The 24,826-nt window shown below is 72.2% G+C and carries 19 protein-coding genes; 12 read left to right on the top strand and 7 right to left on the bottom strand.

The window, feature by feature from the left end:
• Nucleotides 1–2 precede the first annotated feature (2 nt).
• The 3 genes from AW16_RS0106710 (at nt 3) to glpK (ending at nt 4,228) form a co-directional block, all read left to right on the top strand.
• On the top strand, nt 3–1,814 hold the full coding sequence (locus AW16_RS0106710) for a glycerol-3-phosphate dehydrogenase/oxidase (protein ID WP_029289194.1): 1,812 nt from the start codon (nt 3–5) through the stop codon (nt 1,812–1,814).
• 92 nt (nt 1,815–1,906) lie between these two features.
• Complete coding sequence (locus AW16_RS0106705; protein WP_029289193.1) at nt 1,907–2,653, top strand: MIP/aquaporin family protein; 747 nt, start codon at nt 1,907–1,909, stop codon at nt 2,651–2,653.
• A 51-nt stretch (nt 2,654–2,704) separates the two neighbouring features.
• Nucleotides 2,705–4,228 (top strand): glycerol kinase GlpK, encoded by a 1,524-nt coding sequence (gene glpK / locus AW16_RS0106700; protein WP_029289192.1) that lies wholly within the window; start codon nt 2,705–2,707, stop codon nt 4,226–4,228.
• A 96-nt stretch (nt 4,229–4,324) separates the two neighbouring features.
• On the opposite strand, the gene AW16_RS0106695 is transcribed toward glpK, so the two are convergent.
• Nucleotides 4,325–5,503, bottom strand: coding sequence for a Fic family protein (locus tag AW16_RS0106695; RefSeq protein ID WP_029289191.1), 1,179 nt, complete (start codon nt 5,501–5,503; stop codon nt 4,325–4,327).
• A 264-nt stretch (nt 5,504–5,767) separates the two neighbouring features.
• Here AW16_RS0106695 and AW16_RS0106690 point away from each other — a divergent pair, with 264 nt between their 5' ends.
• From AW16_RS0106690 to AW16_RS0106665, 6 genes are all read left to right on the top strand, one after another.
• Complete coding sequence (locus AW16_RS0106690; RefSeq protein WP_034648252.1) at nt 5,768–7,117, top strand: serine hydrolase; 1,350 nt, start codon at nt 5,768–5,770, stop codon at nt 7,115–7,117.
• Between the two features lie 75 nt (nt 7,118–7,192).
• The gene (locus tag AW16_RS0106685) at nt 7,193–7,984 is read left to right on the top strand and encodes an exodeoxyribonuclease III (protein ID WP_029289189.1); all 792 of its coding nucleotides are present in this window, start codon (nt 7,193–7,195) and stop codon (nt 7,982–7,984) included.
• 64 nt (nt 7,985–8,048) lie between these two features.
• Nucleotides 8,049–8,834 carry a DUF4190 domain-containing protein gene (locus AW16_RS17605; RefSeq protein ID WP_051681730.1) on the top strand — a complete coding sequence of 262 codons (786 nt, stop codon included), beginning with the start codon at nt 8,049–8,051 and terminating at the stop codon, nt 8,832–8,834.
• Complete coding sequence (locus tag AW16_RS0106675) at nt 8,821–9,438, top strand: DUF4190 domain-containing protein (RefSeq protein WP_231495968.1); 618 nt, start codon at nt 8,821–8,823, stop codon at nt 9,436–9,438. The genes AW16_RS17605 and AW16_RS0106675 overlap by 14 nt, the downstream gene beginning before the upstream one ends.
• A gap of 88 nt (nt 9,439–9,526) precedes the next feature.
• A complete protein-coding gene (locus tag AW16_RS0106670; RefSeq protein WP_034648249.1) occupies nt 9,527–11,761 on the top strand; it encodes a glycoside hydrolase family 3 C-terminal domain-containing protein in 2,235 nt (744 codons plus the stop codon).
• Between the two features lie 87 nt (nt 11,762–11,848).
• Nucleotides 11,849–12,142: a DUF1905 domain-containing protein gene (locus AW16_RS0106665; RefSeq protein WP_029289185.1), complete on the top strand. Its 294-nt coding sequence runs from the start codon at nt 11,849–11,851 to the stop codon at nt 12,140–12,142.
• Nucleotides 12,143–12,145: 3 nt separating this feature from the next.
• Here the strand turns inward: AW16_RS0106665 and AW16_RS0106660 are convergent, their stop codons facing one another.
• The gene (locus AW16_RS0106660) at nt 12,146–12,748 is read right to left on the bottom strand and encodes a TetR/AcrR family transcriptional regulator (RefSeq protein WP_029289184.1); all 603 of its coding nucleotides are present in this window, start codon (nt 12,746–12,748) and stop codon (nt 12,146–12,148) included.
• A 118-nt stretch (nt 12,749–12,866) separates the two neighbouring features.
• Between AW16_RS0106660 and AW16_RS0106655 the strand changes: the two genes are divergently transcribed.
• Entirely contained in the window at nt 12,867–14,630 is a 1,764-nt protein-coding gene (locus AW16_RS0106655) for a glycoside hydrolase family 3 N-terminal domain-containing protein (RefSeq protein WP_029289183.1), read from the top strand.
• A 189-nt stretch (nt 14,631–14,819) separates the two neighbouring features.
• Here the strand turns inward: AW16_RS0106655 and AW16_RS0106650 are convergent, their stop codons facing one another.
• The 5 genes from AW16_RS0106650 to AW16_RS0106630 are packed head-to-tail and all read right to left on the bottom strand — an operon-like array spanning nt 14,820 to nt 21,096.
• On the bottom strand, nt 14,820–15,611 hold the full coding sequence (locus AW16_RS0106650; protein WP_029289182.1) for a DeoR/GlpR family DNA-binding transcription regulator: 792 nt from the start codon (nt 15,609–15,611) through the stop codon (nt 14,820–14,822).
• A gap of 52 nt (nt 15,612–15,663) precedes the next feature.
• On the bottom strand, nt 15,664–17,928 hold the full coding sequence (locus AW16_RS0106645; protein ID WP_029289181.1) for a beta-glucosidase: 2,265 nt from the start codon (nt 17,926–17,928) through the stop codon (nt 15,664–15,666).
• A gap of 23 nt (nt 17,929–17,951) precedes the next feature.
• Nucleotides 17,952–18,839, bottom strand: coding sequence for a carbohydrate ABC transporter permease (locus AW16_RS0106640; RefSeq protein WP_156044079.1), 888 nt, complete (start codon nt 18,837–18,839; stop codon nt 17,952–17,954).
• A gap of 5 nt (nt 18,840–18,844) precedes the next feature.
• The gene (locus AW16_RS0106635) at nt 18,845–19,738 is read right to left on the bottom strand and encodes a carbohydrate ABC transporter permease (RefSeq protein ID WP_029289179.1); all 894 of its coding nucleotides are present in this window, start codon (nt 19,736–19,738) and stop codon (nt 18,845–18,847) included.
• On the bottom strand, nt 19,738–21,096 hold the full coding sequence (locus AW16_RS0106630) for an extracellular solute-binding protein (protein ID WP_197021576.1): 1,359 nt from the start codon (nt 21,094–21,096) through the stop codon (nt 19,738–19,740). Before AW16_RS0106630 ends, AW16_RS0106635 begins: the two co-directional genes overlap by 1 nt.
• A gap of 165 nt (nt 21,097–21,261) precedes the next feature.
• Between AW16_RS0106630 and AW16_RS0106625 the strand changes: the two genes are divergently transcribed.
• Together AW16_RS0106625 and AW16_RS17600 are read left to right on the top strand one after the other, a co-directional pair.
• The gene (locus AW16_RS0106625; protein ID WP_231495967.1) at nt 21,262–22,329 is read left to right on the top strand and encodes a LacI family DNA-binding transcriptional regulator; all 1,068 of its coding nucleotides are present in this window, start codon (nt 21,262–21,264) and stop codon (nt 22,327–22,329) included.
• 216 nt (nt 22,330–22,545) lie between these two features.
• The gene (locus tag AW16_RS17600) at nt 22,546–24,804 is read left to right on the top strand and encodes a sigma-70 family RNA polymerase sigma factor (protein WP_051681729.1); all 2,259 of its coding nucleotides are present in this window, start codon (nt 22,546–22,548) and stop codon (nt 24,802–24,804) included.
• Nucleotides 24,805–24,826: the final 22 nt, after the last annotated feature.

Below are 24,826 nucleotides of genomic sequence, written 5' to 3'. Positions count from 1 at the left end.
CCGTGAGGACCGCACCGCTCACCGCCCAGGCCCGCACCGATGCGCTGGCGGCGTTGAAGCGCAGCGCGGAGCGCGAGGACGAGCTCGACGTCCTGGTGATCGGCGGGGGTGTGACCGGAGCCGGGGTGGCGCTCGACGCCGTGACGCGCGGGCTGTCGACCGCGGTGGTCGAGGCGCAGGACTGGGCGTCGGGCACGTCGTCGCGCTCGTCGAAGCTGGTGCACGGCGGCCTCCGCTACCTCCAGATGCTCGACTTCCACCTGGTGCGCGAGGCGCTCACCGAGCGCGACCTGCTCATCAACAAGCTCGCACCGCACCTGGTCAAGCCCGTGAGCTTCCTCTACCCGCTCGAGAACCGCGTCTGGGAGCGGGCGTACGTGGGCGCGGGCGTCGCGCTGTACGACACGCTCGCGAGCGTGTCCGGCTCCAAGCGGGCCATGCCGATCCACCGGCACCTCACCCGCAAGGGCATGGAGCGCCTGTTCCCCGACCTGAGGCACGACGCCGCGATCGGCGCGGTGCGGTACTGGGACGCGAGCGTCGACGACGCGCGCCTCGTCGAGACCCTCGTGCGCACCGCGGTCAGCTACGGCGCGCACGCGGCGTCGCGCACGCAGCTCGTCGGGCTGCACACCACGACGGGCGGCGCGGTCACCGGTGCGGAGCTCGTCGACCTCGAGACCGGTGAGCACTTCGACGTGCGCGCCCGCCACGTCATCAACGCGACCGGAGTGTGGACCGAGACGACCGAGGCGCTCGCCGGCTCCGAGGGCGGCCTGCGCGTGCTCGCGAGCAAGGGCATCCACATCGTCGTGCCGCGCAGCCGCATCTCCGGCGACGTGGGGCTGATCCTGCAGACCGAGAAGTCGGTGCTGTTCATCATCCCGTGGTCGCGGTACTGGGTGATCGGCACCACCGACACCCCGTGGGAGCAGGAGCTGACCCACCCGGTCGCGACGTCGGCGGACATCGACTACGTCATCGACCACGCCAACACCGTGCTCAGCCGCCCCATCTCGCGCGACGACGTCATCGGCACCTGGGCCGGCCTGCGACCCCTGCTGCAGCCCGGCACCAAGGAGGGCACGTCGTCGGCGAAGGTCTCGCGCGAGCACACGGTCGCCTCCCCCACGCCGGGTCTCACCGTGATCGCGGGCGGCAAGCTCACGACGTACCGCGTCATGGCCAAGGACGCGGTCGACTTCGCGATCGGCTCGCGCGCGACGACCCTTCCGTCCATCACGCAGGACGTGCCGCTCGTCGGCGCCGAGGGCCTGCGCGTGCTGCAGCGCCAGTCGCGCGCGATCGGCTCCCGCTGGGGCTGGGACCGCCCCCGCATGGACCACCTGCTGCACCGGTACGGGTCGCTGCTCGGAGAGCTGGTCGACCTGTGCGAGGCCGACGAGGAGCTCGCCGAGCCGCTCGAGCACGCGCCCGCGTACATCGGCGCCGAGGTCGTCTACGCCGCGAGCCACGAAGGCGCGCTGCACCTCGACGACATCCTCATGCACCGCACCCGGCTCAACTACGAGCAGGCGGACAAGGGCGTCGGCGCGCTCGAGCAGATCGCCGACCTCGTCGCGCCCGTGCTCGGCTGGGACGCGGCGACGCGTGCGAGCGAGATCCAGGCGTACCGGGACCGTGCGGCCGCCGAGGACGCGGCAGCGCTCGAGGCGGACGACGTCAGCGCCGAGCGCGCGCGACTCGCGGCGACCGACCTGGCACCCATGAAGGACCTGGGCAGCACCACCGACGCCGGCACCAAGCCCGGCTCACCGGGAGGTCGGGGCTCCTCCCAGCCAGCGGGCACCTGACCCGCCGCCGGCAGGGCAGGCCGGCCCCAGACCCCCCGCGCGCGGTGCGGGGTGAACGTGACAACGACGTCCGTCCTTGAAAGCGAGGAACCATGAACGTCCCTCTCATGCAGGTGTTTCTCTCCGAGACGGTCGGGACCGCGATCCTGATCCTGCTCGGTGCCGGTGTGGTCGCCAACGTGATCCTCCCGAAGACGAAGGGCTTCGGCGGTGGCTGGCTCCTCATCAACTTCGGATGGGGCCTCGCGGTGTTCGCCGGCGTGTACGCGGCCTACCGCTCGGGTGCCCACCTGAACTTCGCCGTGACGATGGGCCTGTGGGCCAACGGCGCGGACACCTACGCCACTGGCGTGCCCGTGACGTTCGGCTCGACCATGACGTACCTCGGCGGCGAGATGCTCGGCGCCTTCATCGGCGCGATCCTCGCGTTCCTGGCCTACAAGAAGCACTTCGACGAGGACGCGGAGCCGGCGGTCAAGCTCGGCGTCTTCTCGACCGGCCCGGAGCTGCGCAGCTACGGCTGGAACTTCGTCACCGAGGTCATCGGCACGTTCGTCCTGGTGTTCGTCATCATCATGTTCGGCAAGGACCCGGCCAAGCTCGGCGCACTGCCCGTCGCGCTCCTCGTGGTCGGCATCGGCGCCTCCCTCGGTGGGCCCACCGGGTACGCGATCAACCCGAACCGTGACCTCGGCCCCCGCATCGCGCACGCCCTGCTGCCCATCAAGGGCAAGGGCTCGAGCGACTGGTCGTACGCGTGGGTCCCGGTGTTCGGCCCGATCGTCGGCGGCATCCTCGCCGGCCTCGCCGCGCACGGCATGAACAGCTACTTCGGCTGACCCCCGGAACCACCACCCCCATCAGAGAACCAGCAGACGCGAAGGAGTGTCATGGCTGACCCGAAGTACGTCCTCGCCATCGACCAGGGGACCACGAGCACACGCGCGATCGTCTTCGACCACGGCGGCCAGATCGTCGCCGTGGGCCAGAAGGAGCACGAGCAGATCTTCCCCCGGGCCGGATGGGTCGAGCACGACGCCGAGGAGATCTGGACCAACACGCGTGAGGTCGTCGGTCTCGCACTCGGCAAGGCGAGCGCCAACGCGCGCGACATCGCGGCGGTCGGCATCACCAACCAGCGCGAGACCGCGGTGGTCTGGGACCGCACGACCGGCAAGCCGGTCTACAACGCGATCGTGTGGCAGGACACCCGCACGCAGAAGATCGCCGACGAGCTGGGGGCGCTCGGCGGGGGTGCGGACCGGTACAAGGACAAGGTGGGCCTGCCGCTGGCGACCTACTTCTCCGGCCCGAAGGTGCGCTGGATCCTCGACAACGTGGACGGCGCGAAGGAAGCCGCCGAGCGCGGTGACCTCGCGTTCGGCAACACCGACTCGTGGGTGCTGTGGAACATGACGGGCGGCGTCGACGGGGGCGTGCACGTCACCGACGTCACCAACGCGTCGCGCACCATGCTCATGAACCTCGACTCGCTCACGTGGAACGAGGAGATCGCCGGGGAGATGGGCATCCCGGTGTCGATGCTGCCGGAGATCCGCTCGTCGTCCGAGGTGTACGGCACGGGCCGCGAGGGCGGCCTGCTCGCCGGCGTCCCGATCTCGGGCATCCTCGGCGACCAGCAGGCCGCGACGTTCGGGCAGGCCTGCTTCGAGGTGGGCCACGCCAAGAACACGTACGGCACGGGCAACTTCATGCTGCTCAACACCGGCACGGAGATCGTCCCGTCGAAGAACGGCCTGCTCACGACCCTCTGCTACAAGATCGGCGACAAGCCGGCCGTGTACGCGCTCGAGGGCTCGATCGCCGTGACCGGCTCGCTCGTGCAGTGGCTCCGCGACAACCTCGGCATCATCTCGTCCGCCCCGGAGATCGAGGAGCTGGCGAAGTCGGTCGACGACAACGGCGGTGCGTACTTCGTGCCGGCGTTCTCGGGCCTGTTCGCGCCCTACTGGCGCTCGGACGCGCGCGGCGCGCTCGTCGGGCTCACGCGGTACGTCAACAAGGGCCACATCGCGCGGGCAGCCCTGGAGGCCACGGCCTTCCAGACGCGCGAGGTGCTCGACGCCATGAACGCCGACTCGGGCGTGGACCTCACCGAGCTCAAGGTCGACGGCGGCATGGTGGCCGACGAGACGCTCATGCAGTTCCAGGCCGACATCCTCGGCGTCGACGTGGTGCGCCCCAAGGTCGCGGAGACGACGGCGCTCGGCGCCGCCTACGCCGCGGGCATCGCGGTCGGCTTCTGGGAGGGCGAGCAGGACGTCATCGACAACTGGGCCGAGGACAAGCGCTGGAGCCCGTCGATGGAGGACGCCGAGCGCGACCGGCAGTACCGCCTGTGGAAGAAGGCCGTCACGAAGACGTTCGACTGGGTCGACGACGACGTGAGCTGACGCCCTCGCGGTGCCGCAAGGAGATCGGCGGTCGTGGGGGTCGACGACACCTGCGACCGCCGATCTCTTTCGTCGCGGGCGGTCGCAGCACGCCGCTCAGCTCCGCGCAGCGTCCCAGATGCCGGTCGCCACGTAGAAGCGGCCGTACGTCCCGAACGGTCCGGCGAGTACGCCGATCTCGACGAGCCGCTTGACCTGCGCGTAGACACCGGCCGACGACCGGCCGGTGCGCACCACGAGCTCGGGCGCGCTGATGATCGGCTGCTCCAGAAGGACGTCGACGATCGCGCGGGCAACGGCGCCCATGCCGGCCTGGTTCATGCGATCGACCGCGTCGCGGTGGGCGGTGAGCATCCCGTTGATCCGTTGCACGGTGTCAGCCGCCGACGCGGCGAGGCCGGAGGCGAAGAACTGGATCCAGGCGTCCCACTCCCCGGTGGCCGATACCTTGGCCAGCTGGTCCTGGTATTCCGATCGCCTGGCCTCGAACCACGGCGAGACCGTGAGAAGGGGGATGTCGAGGATGCCCAACGACATGAGCTGCGCGACGATCACCAGACGACCGAGGCGTCCGTTGCCGTCGTTGAACGGATGGACGGTCTCGAACTGGTAGTGGGCGAGTGCGCACGCGACGATGGGATCGACGTCTCTGCGGGTCGTGCCCTTGATCCAGTCGAAGAGGTCTCGGGCTGCAGCTTCGAGGCCGGCCCCCGCTGGCATCGGAACGAACCGCGCGTCCTCGACCGTGCCGGTCGGACTGCCGATCACCACGGGTCCGCGCCGGACGCGCCCGGCGTCCTGCCCGTCGGCCTCGGTTCCCGAGACCAGCATGCTGTGGGCCGCGGCGATCACCGCGAAGCTCAGGTCCGCTCCCTCGGCGAGCGTGTGGAAGACGAACTCTGCGGCGCGCACGTAGTTCAAGACCTCGTTCAGCTCGTTCGAGGGGCTGTCGGAGCCCTTCGACCTCCCTGCGACGACGTCTTCGAGCGGAGCGAATGTTCCCTCCAGGGCCGACGTGCTCTGTGCCTCGCGGCGGAGCGTGGGAGATCGCAGCAGGTCGGCGTTCGGGACGAACGCCGTGAGCGCGGCAAGTCTTGCGAGCGCGGCACGTGCTTCGCCGACTGCATGCCAGGTCCGTGAGTCGAGACGGGGCTCGTCGGCCAGGGGGTCCGCGACGAACGCGACGTGCGCGAACGGGCGACCCGTTCGACCATCAGTTCCGACGAACGGCACGAGCTGACCTATCGGGCTGTTCTGGAAGCGAGACGTGTCCACAGTTCCACGATATCGGCCAATACTGGAACTTGGACCGCAACACTTCCATGAATGTGGAAGTTCGCAGCCTGAAGTTCCACGATCCCGGGCTGGGCCGGAACTAGCCCAAGCACTCTTCCACGTACGCGGAAGTCGGCGCGCGAGGGAACGCCCGTGCGTGGCCTACCCTGTGCCGCACGACCTGCCCGGACGTCGGCGTCCGGACTCGCTGCCCCGCGCCACGAGCGCGCCGGCGCACGTCGCTCACCCGGAAGGTCCCCCCGCATGGCCCGCAGGCGCAAGCTCGTCATCGCAGCGACGACGGTCGGTGCCGTCCTCGTCGTCGGCGCCGTCGCCGGGTACTGGTACGAGCGACCGCTGCTGCTGACCGGGACGGGGTACGCGGCGCACAACGCGTGCGCGCTGCACACGATCGCCGGGCGCGACGACGCGGCCGACGACCTGCCGCCCAACCCGCTGGTCCCGGTGCTGCGCACCAGGCTGACGCACGACGGCACGGCGGCGCAGTCGTCGGTGCTGGGCGTGCTGGCCAAGCAGCGCGCGTGGGAGACGCCGGGTTTCGGCTGCACCATCGCGTCCGACCGTCCGACGACGCTCCCGGCCGCCACCGCCGTGTCGTCGGACGCGAACCCCTACACCGACCTGCCGCTCACGCCCGGGACGTCGTCGGCCGTCACCGCGGCCCTCGCGCACGCGTTCGGCGACGACCTGCCGGCCGACGCCCGCAAGGACCTCGGCACGCGCGGCGTCGTCGTGCTCAAGGACGGAAAGCTCGTCGCCGAGCGCTACGCGGACGGGTTCGACCAGACCACCCCGCAGCTCGGCTGGTCGATGACCAAGAGCGTCACCAACCTCATGGTCGGGCGGATGGTGCAGCAGGGGCAGGTCAGCCTCGACGACGACCACCTGCGCCCCGAGTGGACCGACGAGCGGGCGAGCATCACCATCCGGCAGCTCATGCAGATGACGAGCGGCCTGAGCTGGGACGAGACCTACTCCCTGGGCACGCCGATCACACGCATGCTCTACCTCGAGCCGGACATGGGGCGGTACGTCGCGTCGCGCACGCTCGCGCACACGCCCGGCAGCTACCTGCAGTACTCGTCGGGCAGCACCACGCTGCTGTGCTCGATCGTGACGAAGGACCGTGGGCTCGCCGACGCGCCTCGGCGCGAGGTGTTCGCGCCGCTCGGGCTGTCCAGCACGGTGCTCGAGGCGGACGCCGCCGGGACGCCCGTGTGCAGCTCCTACATGTGGGCGACGCCGCGCGACTGGGCGACGATCGGGCAGCTCGCGCTGCAGGACGGCGTGTGGGACGGCACGCGGCTGCTGCCCGCCGGGTGGATGACGCAGTCGACCACGGCCGTCGACACGACGGTCGAGCCGGGGTCGGACGGGTACGCGTCGGGCTGGTGGTCGAACGCGCGGCCGGACGGGTCGGTGGTCGAGCAGGGGCTGCCCGCGGACGCGTACTTCGCCGAGGGGCACGACGGGCAGTGGGTCGTGGTGGTGCCGTCGGAGAAGCTCGTCGTCGCGCGCCTGGGGTTCACCCCGGTGGCCGACGACGACCGCGTGGTCTCGTCGACCGCGGCCCTGGTCACCGCCCTGCGCTGACCCACCCTGCGCTGACCCACCCTGCGCTCAGCCCCGCACCGCTGGGTGTCGGGGGTGACGGGTAGCGTTCGGGGCATGCTGCTGGCGACCTGGAACATCAACTCGATCCGTGCGCGCGTCGACCGCGCGACCGCCTTCCTCGAGCGCAGCGGGGTCGACGTGCTCGCGCTGCAGGAGACCAAGTGCAAGGACGAGCAGTTCCCGCACGAGGCGTTCGAGGCCCTCGGGTACGAGGTGGCGCACGTCGGGTACAGCCAGTGGAACGGCGTCGCGATCGTGTCGCGCATCGGGATCGAGGACGCCGAGATCGGCTTCCCCGGGATGCCCACGTGGGGCGACCCCGCTGCGGCCGAGGCCCGTGCGATCGGCGCGACGTGCGGCGGCGTGCGCGTCTGGAGCCTGTACGTGCCGAACGGGCGCGAGATCGACGACCCGCACTACGCGTACAAGCTCGACTGGCTCGCGCGCCTGCGTGACGCCGCGGCCGGTTGGCTCGAGGCCGACGCGCAGGCGCAGGTCGCGATGGTGGGCGACTGGAACATCGCGCCGCTCGACACCGACGTGTGGGACGTCGGCTTCTTCGCCGGCCGCACGCACGTGACCCCCGCCGAGCGGGACGCGTTCACGGCGATCGCCGACGCCGGGTACACCGAGGTCTCGCGCGTGCACCTGCCCGCCGAGCACACCTACACGTACTGGGACTACCAGCAGCTGCGGTTCCCGAAGAACATGGGCATGCGCATCGACCTCACGTACGCGTCGCCGGCACTGGCCGAGCGCGTGACGGGCGTGAAGATCGAGCGCGACGAGCGCAAGGGCAAGCAGCCGTCCGACCACGTTCCCGTCGTGCTCAAGGTCTCGGCGTGAGTGCGGTGGCCTCGGACCACAGGCGCTCGTGCCCGATCGCCTGTGAGCCCGCTAGGTTGCTCGCATGAGCGAGCACGGGACCCCGGAGCACAACCCGTTCGCACCGCGGGGCGCCGACCAGGGCCCCGACGGCGACCGCCCCGCCGCGCCCGGCGGCTGGCCGCAGGCTCCCGCGCCCAGCGGGTACGAGGCGGTGCCGCCCGCCGCGCCCTACGGGCAGCCGGTCCCCGGACAGAGCCCGTACGGCCAGCCGTCGTACGGGCAGGCGACCTACGGGCAGACCGCCTACGGGCAGGCCTCTCAGGGGCAGAGCCCCTACGGCCAGGCCGCGGCGCAGCCGTCGGCCTCGCCGTACGCCCCGCCGGGCGCGCAGCCCCCCTCGCCGTACGGTTCGGGGGCTCAGCCCCCGGCCTCGCCGTACGCCGTACCCGGTCAGCAGCCCGGCACGGCTGGGCACCCGGGCCTGTCCGGCTACCCGCCGCCGCCGTCGTACTCCACCGCGTACGGCACGCCGTACGCGAACGGCTACGCGACCCCGCCCACGGACGGCCTCGCGATCGCGTCCCTCGTCACGAGCGCGGCCGGCCTCGTGGCGCTGGCCGGGCTCGCGTGCCCGGTGGGGCTCGTGCTGGGCATCGTGTCCCTGCGGCGCATCCGCCGCACGGGTGCGCAGGGGCGCGGCATGGCGATCGCGGGCGTGGTGATCGGGGCACTCGGAACGCTGTTCCTGCTCGGGATGGTCGCGCTGTTCATCGGCATCGCCGCGAGCGGCTCGTGGGACACCACGTACAGCGACTACTCGACCGACGCGCTCGCCATGGCACCGGGGCTCGCCGGTGTCCTCACCTGAGGCCGAGCCGTACCCGGAGGCGTACTACGCGCCCGGCTGGGAACCGCCGCGGCCGGGGACCGACGGGTTCGCGATCGCTTCCCTGGTCACCGGCCTGCTCGCGCTCGGGCCCGTCGCGATCGCGCTCGGCATCGTCGCGTCGGTGCGCATCCGGCGGCGCGGCACCCGTGGCGGCCGCCTGGCCGCTGCCGGCATCGTCCTGGGCGTGCTCGGCACGCTGATGTGGGTCGCGCTGCTCGCGCTCGTCGTGCTGGTGATCGTCTGGTCGCGCCCGCTGCCGGCCGACGTCGAGAGCGCGCGGACCGCGCGGGCGCAGCAGCTGGTCGTCGGCAACTGCCTTGCGACGCTCCCGGCGGACGGGGACGTGAGCCGCGTGCGCGTCGTGCCGTGCGCCGACGACCACGCGGCGACGGTCGTCTCCGAGTTCGAGTTCGCGGGGGACGACGAGTGGCCCGGGCAGGCACAGGCCGACGCGCGGGTCGCCCGTTCGTGCGTGCTGACCGCGAAGGAGGAGGCCGCCGGCGCGCGGCTCGTCGTCTGGTCCCCCACCGAGGAGGGCTGGTCGCGCGGCGACCGCACGGGACTGTGCCTCGTCGCCGAGTGAGAACTCTTACCACTCGGTAGGGATCGCGCTACGCTGAGGACCGCCGGCACCCGACCGGGCCCGGCGGCTGCGCACATGGAGGTGCCACGTGGCGTTCGACGTCGAGCGGGTCCTGGCCGGGCTGACCCTGGAGGAGAAGGCGTCCCTGACGTCGGGGGCGGACTTCTGGCACACCAAGGCGGTCGGGGACGTCCCGGCGATCATGGTGTCCGACGGCCCGCACGGACTGCGCAAGCAGCCTGACGACGTCGACCACCTCGGCCTCGGCGGCTCGGTCCCGGCCACGTGCTTCCCCACCGCGGCCGCGCTCGGCTCGTCGTGGGACCCCGCGCTGCTGCGCCGCGTGGGCGAGGCGCTGGGTCGCGAGACGCGCGCCAACGACGTCGCGGTGCTGCTCGGCCCCGGCGTGAACATCAAGCGCACCCCGCTGTGCGGGCGCAACTTCGAGTACGTCTCGGAGGACCCGTTCGTCGCCGGGCGGCTCGCCGCAGCTGTCGTCGAGGGCATCCAGAGCCAGGGCGTCGGGACGTCGCTCAAGCACTTCGCCGCGAACAACCAGGAGACGGACCGCATGCGCGTGTCCGCCGACGTCGACGAGCGCACGCTGCGCGAGATCTACCTCCCCGCGTTCGAGCACGTCGTCACCACCGTGCAGCCGTGGACCGTGATGTGCGCGTACAACAAGCTCAACGGCACGTACGCGTCGCAGCACGAGTGGCTGCTGACGACCGTGCTCCGCGACGAGTGGGGCTTCGAGGGCCTCGTCGTGTCCGACTGGGGCGCGGTCCATGACAGGGTCGCAGCGCTCGCCGCCGGCCTGGACCTGCAGATGCCCTCCGCGGGCACGCGGCCCGACGAGCAGGTGGTGGCCGCCGTGCGCGCGGGCGAGCTCCCGGAAGAGGTGCTCGACCAGGCCGTGCGGCGCGTGCTGGCGCTCGTCGCCCGCTCGCCGCAGGAACCGGTCGACGGGTTCGACGTCGACGCGCACCACGCACTGGCGCGTGAGGCCGCGGCCGCGGGGGCGGTGCTGCTCAAGAACGACGAGGTCGACGGCGCACCGCTGCTGCCGCTCGGCGGCACCGACGGCGTGCTCGTGGTCGGCGAGTTCGCCCGCACGCCGCGCTACCAGGGGGCGGGCTCGTCGCAGGTGAACCCGACGCGCCTCGACACGGCGCTCGACTCGCTCGGCGACGTCGCGTTCGAGCCCGGCTTCACGATCGCGGGCGGTCCGGACGGGGACGACGAGGCGCTGCGTCACACGGCGGTCGAGGCCGCGCGCGGTGCCGGCACGGTCGTCGCGTTCCTCGGCTTGCCCGGGCCCGACGAGTCCGAGGGCTACGACCGCCCGCGGCTGGGCCTGCCCGACAACCAGGTGGCAGCTCTCGCGGCCGTCGCGGCGGTCAACCCCCGCGTCGTCGTCGTGCTCGCGAACGGTTCCGCGGTCTCGCTCTCCGACTGGCGCGACCACGCGCCCGCGATCCTCGAGACGTGGCTGGGCGGACAGGCGGGAGGCTCGGCAGTCGTCGACCTGCTGCTGGGCCGGGTCGCCCCGGCGGGGAAGCTGACCGAGACGATCCCGCACCGCATCGAGGACACCCCCGCCTTCGGCAACTTCCCCGGCGAGCAGGGCCACGTGCGCTACGGCGAGGGCGTGCTCGTCGGCTACCGCTGGTACGACGCACGGCACGACGACGTGGCGTACCCGTTCGGCCACGGCCTGTCCTACACGTCGTTCGCGTACTCGGACGTCACCGCGGCCGTCTCCGGCGCCGGGGCCGACGCACGCGTCGACGTGGCCGTGACCGTCACCAACACGGGGACGCGCGCCGGCGCCGAGGTCGTGCAGGTGTACGTGGGCGACCCGGTCGCGCAGGTGCAGCGGCCCGTGCGCGAGCTCAAGGGCTTCGCGAAGGTGGCGCTCGAGCCAGGTTCGTCGACCGAGGTCCGGATCTCGCTCGACGCGCGTGCGCTCGCGTACTGGCACCCCAAGCTGTCGCGCTGGGTGGTCGAGGGCGGCGACTTCGTGATCGACGTGGCGGCGTCGTCGCGGGACGTGCGCGGGTCGGTGACCGTCGCGGTCGACGGCGAGCCGACGTACGGCGAGATCGACGAGATGTCGACCATCGGCGAGTGGCTCGCGCACCCCGTGGGCCGCGAGGTGCTGCAGCCGCTGCTCGTGCTCCCCGAGGGCATGCCGCCGCTCGACGACACGATGGAGGCGATGATGCTGGACATGCCGGCGCGCACGCTCATCGACTTCGGCATCGCGCCGGTCACGTACGAGGAGCTCGACGCGCTCGTCGCGCGCGTCGCCGCCGGCTGACCGGCCGTCGTCTGCCCCGCACCGCGGGCCACGGACCATACGGGCGCGCACCCCACTGCGGAGGGTGCGCGCCCGTATGCTGCCCGCATGGACCTGGAGCTCACCGGCGAGGTGTGGTTCTGGAAGGGCCCGGCGCCGTGGCACTTCGTCACCGTGCCCGAGCCGCAGGCCACCGAGATCGCCGACGCCGCGCGGTTCGTCACCTACGGCTGGGGCATGATCCCCGTGACAGCGAAGATCGGGCGCACGCGCTACGTGACGTCGCTGTGGCCCAAGGACGGGTCGTACATCGTGCCGATCCGCACGTCGGTGCGGAAGGCGGAGTCGATCGACGTGGGCGACACCGTGACGATCGAGCTGACGCTGGGCAGCCCGGAGTAGGCGCTACGCCACCAGGAACGAGCGGTACAGCGCGGTGATCGCGGCCGCCATGTCGACGCGGCCGTCCTCGTACAGGAACTGGACCTGGAGGCCGTCCATCGCGGCGACGATGAGCCGGGCAGCCGTGCGGGGGTCGACGTCGGCACGCAGGCGTCCGTCGGCGCGGACCTGCTCGAGATCCGTGGTCACACGGTCGAGCAGACCCGCGTACCGCGTCGCGAACCAGTCGTGGGCGGGGTGCTCGGGAGTCGTCGCCTCCGCCGAGAGCGACGCGAACAGCTCGACGATCGTCGGCTTCGTCGCGTTGCGCTCCGCGAGGCGGGCGAGCGCCGTGACGTAGTCGGCGCCGTCGGCGGACTCGGCCTCGAGCGCGGCACCGTCGACCTCGTCGCGGCGCTGCAGCACGGCGGCGAGCAGGTCGGCCTTCGTCGGGAAGTGGTGCATGAGGCCCGGGTGGGAGATGCCCACGCGGGAGGCCACCTCGCGCAGCGACGCCGTGTGGTAGCCCACCTCGCCGAACAGCCTCGTCGCGGCGTCGAGGATCTCCTCGCGCGTGGCCCGGCCCTTCGCGTAGCCCGGTCCGCGCGGTGGCGCCTCGCTCGTCATGCGGCAAGCATCCCACCCGAGGGCAATCCCGACCAGGCGGTAGACATCGACCGGCGCTCCGACCTACCGTGTGCCGACCGCCGCGACGACGCGGCCGCGTGACCGAGGAGCGCCCCCGATGACCCCGCCCGTCTACCGCGACCCGTCCCGCAGCGTCGACGAGCGTGCCGACGACCTGCTCTCCCGTATGACGCTCGAGGAGAAGGCCGGCCAGCTCTTCCAGCACATGGTGACCTCGGGCTCGCTGGACGAGGGCGCGTTCGGGCTGCCGTCGGCGCGCGAGTACGTCGTCGACAAGCACATGACGCACGTCAACGTCCTGCAGGCGCCGCCCACCGCGCGCGAGTTCGCCCAGTGGCACAACGACCTGCAGGAGCTCGCCGCGAGCACCCGGCTCGGCATCCCCGTCACGGTCGCCTCCGACCCGCGGCACGCGTTCACCGACAACCCCGGTGCGGCGCTGCTCGCGGGTCCGTTCTCGCAGTGGCCCGAGACGCTGGGGCTCGCGGCGACGCGCGACGAGCGGCTCGTCGAGGAGCACGGGGACGCGGTCCGGCGCGAGTACCTCGCGGTCGGGCTCCGCACCGCGCTGCACCCGCAGGTCGACATCGCGACCGAGCCGCGGTGGGCACGGGCCGGCGGGACGTTCGGGGAGGACGCGGAGCTCGTCGGGCGGCTCGGCGCCGCGTACGTGCACGGGCTGCAGGGTACGGGCGAGGTGGCGCGCGCCGCGGGGTCGACGGCGTTCGGGCTGCAGTCCGTGTCGACCATGACCAAGCACTTCCCCGGCGCCGGCCCGCAGAAGGACGGCGAGGACGCGCACTTCGCGTACGGCCGCGAGCAGGTCTACCCGGGCGGCCGGTTCGACGAGCACCTCGCGCCGTTCGGCGCGCTGATCGACGCCGGGACGCGGCAGATGATGCCGTACTACGGGATGCCGATCGGCACGCAGTACCCGGAGGTCGGCTTCGGCTTCAACAAGCCGGTGCTCGACCTGCTGCGGTCGATGGGCTTCGACGGCATCGTGTGCACCGACTGGGGGCTGGTCACCGACGCCGAGATGTTCGGGCAGCCGTTCCCGGCCCGCGCGTGGGGCGTCGAGCACCTCACCCCGCGCGAGCGCGTGCGGATGATCCTCGACGCGGGCGCCGACCAGCTGGGCGGCGAGGCGTGCCCCGAGCTCGTCGTCGACCTGGTGCGGTCCGGCGAGGTCGACGAGGCGCGGATCGACGCCTCCGTGCGGCGTCTGCTGCGCGAGAAGCTCGTGCTAGGGCTGTTCGACGAGGGGCGCTTCGTCGACGTGGACGCCGCGGAGCTCGTCGTCGGCGCCCCCGAGCTGCGCGCCGCCGGGCTCGCGGCGCAGTCCGCCGCGGTGACGGTGCTGGTGGCGGGCTCGGTGCTGCCGCTGCGCGCCGGGCTCCGCGTGTACGCGGAGGGTGTCGACGCGTCGGTGCTGGCGGAGTACGCGACGGTCGTCGGCAGCCCCGCCGAGGCCGACGTCGCGCTGCTGCGTCTCGAGGCGCCGTTCGAGCCGCGCGGGCCGGGCTTCGAGTCGTTCTTCCACGCGGGCTCGCTCGACTTCCCGGCGGACGTCGTCGCGCAGGTCGCCTCCGTCGCGGCGCAGGTCCCGACGGTCGTCGACGTGCACCTGGACCGCGCCGCGGTGCTCACGCCGCTCGTCGAGCACGCCGCGGGCCTCGTCGTGACGTTCGGTGCGAGCGACCGCGCGCTGCTCGACGCGCTCACGGGCGCGGTCCCGCCGCGCGGCCGCCTGCCGTTCGACCTCCCCCGCTCGACGGCGGCGATCGAGGCGTCGCGCGAGGACGTCCCCTTCGACACCGCCGACCCCCTGTTCCGCTTCGGCCACGGCCTGCCCCTCTAGCCGAGGAGCCGGCCACTCCCGCCGGCCCGCCGGCCCGCCGGACGAGTGCGCCAGTTTCGGACGAGAGTCGAAGTCCAGACACGCTCACTCGTCCGAAAGTGGCGCGCTCACCGGCTGGCCCGGGGTGCGTCGTGGACGAGAGCGAGCCTTCGGGCAGAGTGCGCGCTCTCGCGCGGAGAAGGGCGGGGATCAGGGGAGGTCGGGGGCGACGACGAGCTCGCCCACCAGGTCGCGGGCGCGCTCGACGACCTCCGGCGCGTCGTCGATCGCCCGCTGGTCCGTGACCAGGACGTCGACGCGCGTGAGCTCCGCGATGCGGCTCAGCCCGACCGTGCCCCACTTGCCGTGGTCCGCGAGCACGACGACGCGCGACGCCGACTCGATGAGCGCCCGGTCGGTCTCCGCCTCGAGCAGGTTGGGCGTGGTCAGGCCCGCGCGCAGGTCGAGCCCGTGCACGCCGAGGAACAGCGTGTCGACGCGCAGCGACGCGAGCGAGGCGGTCGCCACGGGGCCGACGAGCGCGCCCGACGGCGTGCGCGTGCCGCCCGAGAGGACCACGGACAGCCGCGGGTCGGCCGCGGAGTCGAGCGTGTCCGCAGCCGGCGCCGAGTTCGTGACGACGGTCAGCGGGCGCAGCGTCGTCGAGGCGACGAGCAGCTCCGCGAGCGCGTGCGTCGTCGTGCCGGCGGACAGCGCGATCGCGGCACCGGGCGCGACGAGGTCCAGCGCCGCCCGGGCGATCGCCCGCTTCTCGTCGTCGGCGACGAGCCGCTTGGCCGCGAACCCGGGCTCGACCGCGTGCCGCGCGTCCACCGCACCCCCGTGCACGCGGTGCACGAGCCCCCGGCGCGCGAGCTCGGTGATGTCCCGGCGGACCGTCATCTCGGAGACGTCGAGGGTCACGACGAGGTCCGCGACGCGCGCCGCCCCCGTCCGTCGCACCTCGTCGAGGATCTGGTCCCGTCGCTGGTCGGCTAGCACGGGGACATCATTCACCAGCGCAGATGCCCGCGGACAGGCCACCGCGCAGGGATCACCCGACAGCGCTCGTCACGAGGCGCTCGTCGGCGCCCGTGACCGGGTGGACCGGACCGACGAGCTCGGACGCGACGGCCGTCTCCCGCACGGAGCACGACGGACCGACCCAGAACGTCACCGCGCCCGGCTCGACGACGCGCCGCATCGCGAGGTCGGTCAGCGCGAGCCGCGTCGTCGGCACCCGGAACGTCACGCGCACCGACTCCCCCGGCTCGAGCGACACCCGGCGGTACCCGACGAGCTGCGCGACGGGCCGGGTGACGGACGCGAACTCGTCGCGCGCGTAGAGCTGCACGACGTCGTCGCCCGCCCGTGACCCGGTGTTGGTCACGACGACCGACGCCTCGAAGACGCCCGCGGTCGGGATCGACGCCGGCACGGTCAGCCGCTCGTGCACGAACGTCGTGTACGACAGCCCGTGCCCCAGCTCGGCCACCGGCGTCGGGTCGAGGTTGCTCACCTGCGTGGGGCCGCCGAGCGTCGGGTGCAGGTAGGAGAACGGCTGCGCGCCGACCGAGCGGGGCAGCGTCACGGGCAGCCGGCCCGACGGGTTGACCCGCCCGGACAGCACCCCCGCGACGGCGCCCGCACCCTCCTCGCCGGGGAAGAACGCCTGCACGATCGCCGCGCAGCGCCCGTCGGCCCACCCGATCGCGTACGGCCGGCCGGTGACCAGCACGAGCACCACGGGCGTGCCGGTGGCGAGCAGCGCCTCGACGAGCTCGCGCTGCACGCCCGGCAGGTCGAGGTCGTCACGGTCGCAACCCTCGCCGACGGTCCCGCGGCCGAACAGCCCGGCCTGGTCGCCGACGACCGCGACGACGACGTCGGCGTCCCGGGCGGCCTCGACCGCGGCGGGGATGCCGGAGCGGTCGTCGTCGTCCACCGCGCAGCCCGCGGCGTACGCGACGACGTCCGCCTCGTCGCGCAGCGCCTCCAGCACCGTGCGCACCTCGATGCCGAGCGGCACGTCGGGGTGGTGCGAGAGCACGTGGTTGGCGAACGAGTAGCAGCCGAACAGCGCCTGGGCACGGTCGGCGTTGGGGCCGACGACCGCCACGCGGGCGCCCGCGGCGAGCGGCAGCACGCCGGAGTTGCGCACGAGCACCACCGACTCGGCCGCGAGCCGCGCCGCGATGGCCCGGTGCGCGGGCGGGTCGAGGTCGATCACGTCCGGGATCGCGGGCTCGTCGGCCGGGTCCAGCAGGCCCAGCCCCGCCTTCTGCGTGAGCACGCGCAGCAGCGCACGGTCGACGAGCGCCTCGTCGACCCGTCCGGCCCGGACCTCCGCCGCGAGCGGGGCGAGGAACGCGTCCCCGCTGGGCAGCTCGACGTCGACGCCGGCCGCGAGCGCACGGCCCGCCGCCTCGCCGAGGTCGGCCGCGACCTGGTGCAGCGTGTGCAGGAACGCGACGCCGAAGTAGTCGGCGACGAGCACGCCGTCGAACCCCCACTCGTCGCGCAGCACGCCGGTGAGCAGCTCCGCGGACGCGGCCACGGGGACCCCGTCGACCTCCGCGTACGAGTGCATGACCGAGCGCACGCCGCCGTCGCGCACGGCCATCTCGAACGGGACCAGCAGCACGTCCCGCAGCTCGCGCGGGCCCACGCGGGCGGGCGCCAGGTTGCGCCCCGCGGTGGACGCCGAGTAGCCGACGAAGTGCTTGAGCGTCGCGATCACCCCCGACCCCTCGAGCCCGCGCACGTACGCGGTGCCGACCGAGCCGACGAGGTACGGGTCCTCCGCGATGCACTCCTCGACGCGTCCCCACCGGGCGTCGCGCACCACGTCGAGCACGGGCGCGAGGCCCTGGTGCACGCCGAGCGCACGCATCGACGACGCGATCGCGGCGCCCATCTGCTCCACCAGGTCGGGGTCGAAGGAGGCGCCCCACGCGAGCGGGGTCGGGAACGTCGTCGCCTGCCATGCCGCGAGACCCGTGAGGCACTCCTCGTGCACCAGCGCCCCGATGCCGAACCGCGAGCGCGACCGGATCTCCGCCTGCGTCCGCGCCAGCCAGCGCGCCCGCTCGGCCGGCTCGACGGGCCGCGTGCCGTACACGCGCGTGAGCTGCCCGAGCCCGTCCTGCGACACCTCGGCGACGCCGCCGCCCGGGTCCATCTCGCCCTGCATGGGGGCCACGACCTCGCCGCCCGCGTCGACCCAGAACCCGACGAGCTGCGCGAGCTTCTCGTCGAGGGTCATCTCGGCGAGCAGCGCGCGGGCGCGCTCGGTCGTCGTCGTCGTCGTCATCGTCATCTCTTCGTCGAGGTGGTGGGCGCTCACTTGCCGAAGCCCGCGGTCAGCCCCGACAGGAGCTGGCGCCGGCCCAGCAGGTAGAGCGCGAGCAGGGGGAGCAGCGAGAGCGTCACCGCGGCGCAGATGGCCGGGACGTTCACGCCGTACTGCGTCTGGTAGCGCCACAGCCCGAGCGTCAGCACGCGCACGTTCTCGGACTGCGTGAACACCAGGGGGAACAGGAAGCCGTTCCACGCGCCCATAGCGGTGTAGATCGCGATGGTGGTGATGCCGCCGCGGGACAGCGGGATCGCGAGCGTCACGAACGCGCGCACGGGTGAGCCGCCGTCGACCGCCATCGCCTCGTACAGCTCGTTCGGCACGTCGCGCATCGCCGACGTCAGCACCAGAACCGCGAGCGGGATGGAGAACGCCGCGGACGGGAGCACGATCGCGGTGAGCGAGTCGTACAGGTGCAGCTTCGTCACGATCAGGTAGAGCGGGATGATCGTCGCCTGCGCGGGGATCGCGAGGCCCAGGAGCACGAGCGAGAACATGCGTCGCACGAACCGGGACCGCGAGCGCACGATCGCGTACGCGGCGGGCAGCGCGAGCGCCAGCACGAGCACCACGGTGGCGACCGTGACCACGGCCGTGTTGCGCAGGTACCCCCAGAAGCCGGAGTGCAGCACCAGCGAGTAGCTGTCGAGCGTGAGGTCGGTGGGCGCGGAGACCGGCCCGGACAGCAGGTACTCGCTCTGCGCGCGCAGGGACGTGGTGATCAGGAAGTACAGCGGGACGGCGACGACGACGAGCCACACGCCCGCCGCGAGCCAGCCGACCGTCGAGGGCCGCTCCCGCTTGGTCCCGCGCCTGCGGGTCTCCGCGGCCGCGCTCGCCGCGGGCCGGGTGGCGGGTGCGGTGGTGGTCACGGTGCTCACATCCCCTCCGTCTGGGAGTCCATGCGCGCGTAGCCGGTCACGCGTGTCACGAAGATCGACAGGCCCGTGCCGAGAACGAGCAGCAGCACCGCGATCACCGAGGCGTAGCCCATGTCGAACGACGAGAAGCCCTCGAGGTACATGTGCAGCGGCAGCACGCGCGTCGCGGTGCCGGGGCCGCCGCCCGTGAGGATGAGGATGATCTCGAAGTAGGTCAGGGAGCCGACGAGCATGAGCACGCTCGACGTCACGATGGTGTTGCGCAGCTGCGGGACCGTCACGGCCCGGAAGCGCTGCAGCTTCGAGGCGCCGTCGAGGCGCGCGGCCTCGTACAGCGTCTCGGGTATCCGCCGCGTCGCGCCTTGGTAGAGCAGCACGTGGAAGGGCACGAACTGCCACGCGATCACCGCGATGCACACCCACAGCGCGAGGTCGGGGTTGCCGATGAAGTTCCCGTCGTCGACGCCGACGAGCGGTCCGAGGACGCTCGCGAGCCCGAAGTTCGGGTCCAGCAGCAGTCCCCACAGGATCGCGATGGCGGCCGACGACATGAGCAGCGGGACGAACCAGATGGCGGCGAGCACCGCCCGCGGGCGCCCGGGCGCTGCCGCCCAGACGCCCAGCGGGAGGGCCACGGCCGTCTGCAGGACCCACGACGCGAGCGTCAGCACGACCGTCAGCCGGAACGACGGCAGCAGCTGCGCGTCGTCGGCCAGGTGGGCCCAGTTGTCGAACCCGGTGAACTGCGGCTGGTCGATGCCGCTCCACCGCGTGAACGACAGCCCGACCACGATCAGCATCGGCAGCAGCGCGAACAGTGCGAAGAAGGCCAGCGCCGGGACGGCCCAGAGGGGGCCGGGCCGTCCCGTGCGCGAGGAGGGCAACGCCATCACTTGCTCATCGCGTCGACGAACTGCTGGGGCGTCATCTGCTTGAGGAACACCTTCTGCAGGCTCGTGAGCAGCGTCTGCGAGGTCGCCGCGTCGAGCGCCTGGTCCCACGACTGCGTGAACGACGGCGCGTTCTTGACGAGGTCGTACGTGAACGCGTTGAAGTCCGCGAAGTCACCGGTCTTCACCTTGTCCTCGAGGCCCGTGATCGCGGGCACCTGGCCGACGTCGAGCAGGCCCTGGACGTAGGTGTCGCTCGCGAGCTGCGTCGTGAGGTACTCCTCCGCGGCCTCCTTGACCTTCGAGGCGTTGGTGACGGAGTAGAAGTTCGACGGGTTGCCGACGATCGCCGCCGGGTCGCCCTTGCCGTTCGGCACCGTCGGGAACTTGCCCCACGTGAGCGAGTCGCTCTTGGCGAACTTGGGGAAGTTGCCGTTGAGGGCCGACACCTCCCACGAGCCCATGAGCTCGAAGCCCGCCTTTCCGCCCGCGAGCAGCGCGAGCGTGCCCTGGTTGTCGTAGCCGACCGACGAGTAGTTGGTGCCGAACGCGCCCTCGGTGACGAGGTCCTGGATCATCGTCAGCGACTGCGTGACGGCCGGGTCTCCCCACGCGGACTTGTCGCCGCCCACGATCTTCTGGAACACGTCGGCGCCGCCGTTGCGGTCGAGCAGGTACTCGAGCCACATCAGCTCGGTCCAGCCCTGTGAGCCGGCGAGCGCGATCGGCGTCTTCTTGGCGGCCTTCAGCTTGGTGATCGCGGTCTGCAGGTCGTCCCACGTCGTCGGCATCGCGTCGACGCCCGCGGCCTTGAGCACGTCGGCGTTGGCGAACAGCATGACCGGCTGCACGCCCTGCATCGGGACGCCGTAGATCTTGCCGTCGATCGTGCCGACGTCCAGCACGGACGGGATCAGCTTGGACTTGAAGTCCGCCGCGGCGTTCACGGCGTCGGTGATGTCGGCGACCTGGCCGGCGTCGACGTACTGCTTGAGGTTGCCCCCGCCCCAGTTGTAGAAGATGTCGGGCTGGTTGGCCGAGCCGATCGCGGTCTGCAGCTTCTGCTTGTACGGGTCGTTCGCGAAGTCGCTGACCGAGAACGTGACGCCGCTCTTGGTGGACTTGTTGAACTCCGCGACGCTCGCCTTCTGCAGCGGGTTGAGGCTCGCGTCCGTGATGACCCAGAGCTGGCCCTTTCCGCCGGCGGCCGAGCCGCCGGTGCTGCCGTCGGTGCCGCCGGTGCTGCCGCCGCTGGCGGAGTCGGACGGCCCGGAGCTCCCGCAGGCCGCGAGCGCCAGGCTCAGGACCGCGATGCCGGCGGCGGTGACCACGCGGCCGTTGTTGCGACGCATGCGCATGTCGTCTCCTCGTCGAGATGTCTGTGCTCGCTCGTCGGCCTCGGTGCCGCGAGCGAAAGTTGCATTGATGTTGCGTGCGCGTCGACGTTAGGATCGCGGCGTCGAAGGGGTCAATGAGTCCGACGACACCCGGGAAAACTGCTCCGAAACTATCGAGATCGTTCCGTGACCTTCTCGACCCTCACACCCGCCGCCGACTGCGGCCCGACGAGCGAGGACGCCGCCGTGACGACGACGCAGCGCGTGACGATCTCCCAGATCGCCGACCTGGCCGGGGTCTCCGTGCCGACCGTCTCGAAGGTGCTCAACGGCCGCGAGGGGGTCTCGGGCGAGACGCGCGACCGCGTGCGCGAGCTGCTCGAGGAGCACGGCTACCGGCGACGCGGCGGCGAGCGGCGCAAGCCCGTGGGCCTCGTCGACCTCGTGATCCGCGACCTCGACTCGATGTGGGCCAACGAGCTGGTGCGCGGCGCCGAGGCGGAGGCCGCCCGCGCGGGCGTCGGGCTCGTCGTGACCGCGACGCACGGGCGGCGGGTCGGCAACAAGCACTGGATCTCGCACCTCGCCGCGCGGCGCACGGACGGCGTGGTGCTCGTGGTGTCCGAGCTGCAGCCCGGCGCGGCCGAGGAGCTGCGCCGGCTCGGCGCGCCGTACGTGCTCGTCGACCCCGTGGGCGCGTCCGACCGCAACGTTCCGACCGTCGCCGCGACCAACTGGGCGGGCGGCCTGTCCGCGACCGAGCACCTGCTGGCGCTCGGCCACCGCCGCATCGGCATCATCACCGGCCCGGCCGACCTGGCGTGCGCGCGCGACCGTCTCGACGGCTACCGCTCGGCCCTGCAGCGCGCCGGGATCCCGCTCGACGAGGAGCTGGTCCGCTACGGCGACTTCCTGCAGGGCGGCGGCGAGGCCGGCGCGGCGCACCTGCTCGCGCTGCCCGAGCCGCCCACGGCGATCTTCGCGGGCTCCGACCAGCAGGCCGCGGGCGTGTACGACGTCGCACGGGCGCGCGGGCTGCGCGTCCCGGAGGACCTCTCGGTGGTCGGGTTCGACGACACCGAGGTGTGCGAGTGGGTGTGGCCGCGGCTCACCACCGTGCGCCAGCCGCTGTTCGAGATGGCGGCCACCGCGACGCGCATGCTGCTGCAGCGCCGGCCCGACGAGGACGCGGGCCGGGTCGAGCTGTCGACGTCGCTGATCGAACGCTCGTCGACGGCCCCACCGAGCTCCTGACCCGGACACCGACGCCGCCCCCCGACGCCGAGCAAGCAGTTCGTCACGCCATAGACGCCCACGGCGTGACGAACTGCTTGGTCGGCGACGGCCCACCACAGACTTGAGGCGTCGCTTCAGCTTCTCGCACGTCGTTCCGATGTCAGTGGTGGCGACGATGATCATGCGCAGCGGGCGGCGGACGTCTGCACGCAGCAGTGAGGAACGAGGGGACGTATGCCGGGCCTGGTGCCGCCGCTGGGGGCAGAGCTCCTGGCGCAGCGGTTCGAGCGCGCGGGCACTCGCCTCTACACGGTTGCGGTGCCCCTCGCGCGCCTGGCCGACGTCCTACCGATCCCGGACCCCGACGAGCCGTTCACCGGCAACCGCCGCGTGTCGCTCCGGCACGCCACGGAGTTCGCGGACTACTGGCTCGCCAACCGCCGCTGGGTCGCACCGCCACTGCTCACCGACACACCCGAGGTCCTCGACCCCTGGTTCGAGCCGATCAGCCAGAGCGGCGGCCTGATTGCCGGCATCCTGCGCCTCCCGGGCCCGAGCGCGTCCGGGCTGCAGATCCTCGACGGCCAGCACCGCACGCTGGGGTGGCATCTGCTCAGCGGGCATGTGGGAGAGCACCACGAGCGACTCTCCGCGGAGTCCGTGACGGTGGAGATCCTCGAGGGCGTCGGCATCGAGGAGCACAAGCAGTACTTCTTCGACATCGCCGCCAACGCCAAGGGGATCTCGAAGTCGCTCTCGGCCGGGTTCGACAAGCGAGCGCCGATCCATCGGGCCGCGCGGCGGTTGGCCGAGGAGCATCCGCTGCTGGCCGGGAGGGTGGACTTCGAGAACGACCGTGTGGCGGCCAAGCGGTTCACCCTGCTGTCGTTGCAGAACGTCGTCGACGTCGTGACCGCCGCCGTCCTCGGCATCAACGGCTGGGTCACCACGGAGCGCGCTCGGTCGCTCGACGACGCGGCGGCGCACGCCCTGGGGGAGCTGTTCCTCGACGCCCTCGTCGTCGGGTTCGACGACCTTGCCGACGTCGCCGAGGACCAGCTCACTCCGAGCGAACTGCGTCAGTCGAGCCTGCTCGGCTCCGTGACGATGTTGCGGGTGCTCGCCGGCTCGTTCCACGTGCTGGCTGTGCAAGGCGAGGCGTCACGAGCGGGCGGCGACGCGGAGGTGCGCCGAGTATTCGCGCTGCTCGCCCCGCACATGCAGCTACCGCTGAGCGAGTTCTGGTGGGCCTCGAACGCGTTCTCCTCGCGCGATGCCCGTGCACCGCTCGCGCGCCGTCAGGACCTGACAGCACTCGTCGCCTTCGTTGGGCGCGTCGCGAGGCAGGTTCCGCACGAGGCGTCGCGGCCCGCGATCCCTTCGCCACCACCACCGACGGCGCCCCAGACGCCTGCGCCGCAAGCGACCGTCCCCCGGCCGCCCCCGTCCGAACCGTCGCCGACGGACGCCGACGACGAGCCGCTGCCCGTGCTCACGACGCCCGGGCCGACGACCGACCCGGTCAAGGACTACCTCCGCGCGATCGGCAAGGTCCCGCTCCTCACGGCGGCGCAGGAGGTCGCGCTCGCGAAGCGCATCGAGGCGGGTCTGTTCGCGCGCGAGCGCCTGGAGAGCGGTGCGACGACCGAGCGCAGGCTGCGCCGCGAGCTCGAGTGGCTCGTCCACGACGGACGACGAGCCACGGACCACCTTCTCGAGGCAAACCTTCGACTCGTCGTGTCGATCGCGAAGCGGTACAGCGGGTACGGGATGGAGCTCCTCGACATCGTGCAGGAGGGAAACCTCGGACTGATCCGGTCCGTCGAGCGGTTCGACCACCGTCTGGGGTACAAGTTCTCCACCTTTGCGACGTGGTGGATCAGGCAGAGCATCACGCGCGGGATCGCCGACCGTGGCCGCACGATCCGGCTGCCGGTCCACGTGTTCGAGAACGTGCGCAAGGTCCGGGCGGCGCAGAGGGCATACACCGCGACCCGTGCGTCGCTGCCCAGCACCGCCGTGCTCGCCGCCGCGACCGACCTCGACCGGACAACCGTCATCGACCTTCTGACCTGGTCCGCGCCCCTGAGGTCGCTCGACGAACCCGTCGCCGCGACGGTGGACGAGATCCCCGATGCGACCTGGGACGGGACTCGTTGGACGATCCCCCTAGGTCACGCGATCATCGACGACCTCCCCGACGAAGGCCCCGACGAGGTCTTGTTCGGCAACCTCCTCCGTGCGGACGTCCGCAAGGTCCTCGACGCGCTCGGCCCGCGAGAGCGGGGCGTGATCATGCTTCGCTTCGGGCTCGCCGACGGCGAGACGAGGACGCTCGACGAGATCGGCAAGGTCTACGGCGTCACGCGCGAGCGGATCCGCCAGATCGAGAAGAAGACCATGGAGGAGCTGCGCGGCTCCGTTCTCGGGGACGCGCTCAGAAGCGCTCTGGACATCGCGCCCGCCCCAGAAGTCGGCGACGAGACCTCGTAGGCGCCGGACCAAATCTGGACAC

This window comes from Cellulomonas sp. HZM (genome assembly GCF_000708885.1).
Taxonomy (GTDB): Bacteria; Actinomycetota; Actinomycetes; order Actinomycetales; family Cellulomonadaceae; genus Cellulomonas.
Note: the sequence above shows the minus strand (reverse complement) of the source record. Positions and strands in the feature narration are given on the sequence as shown.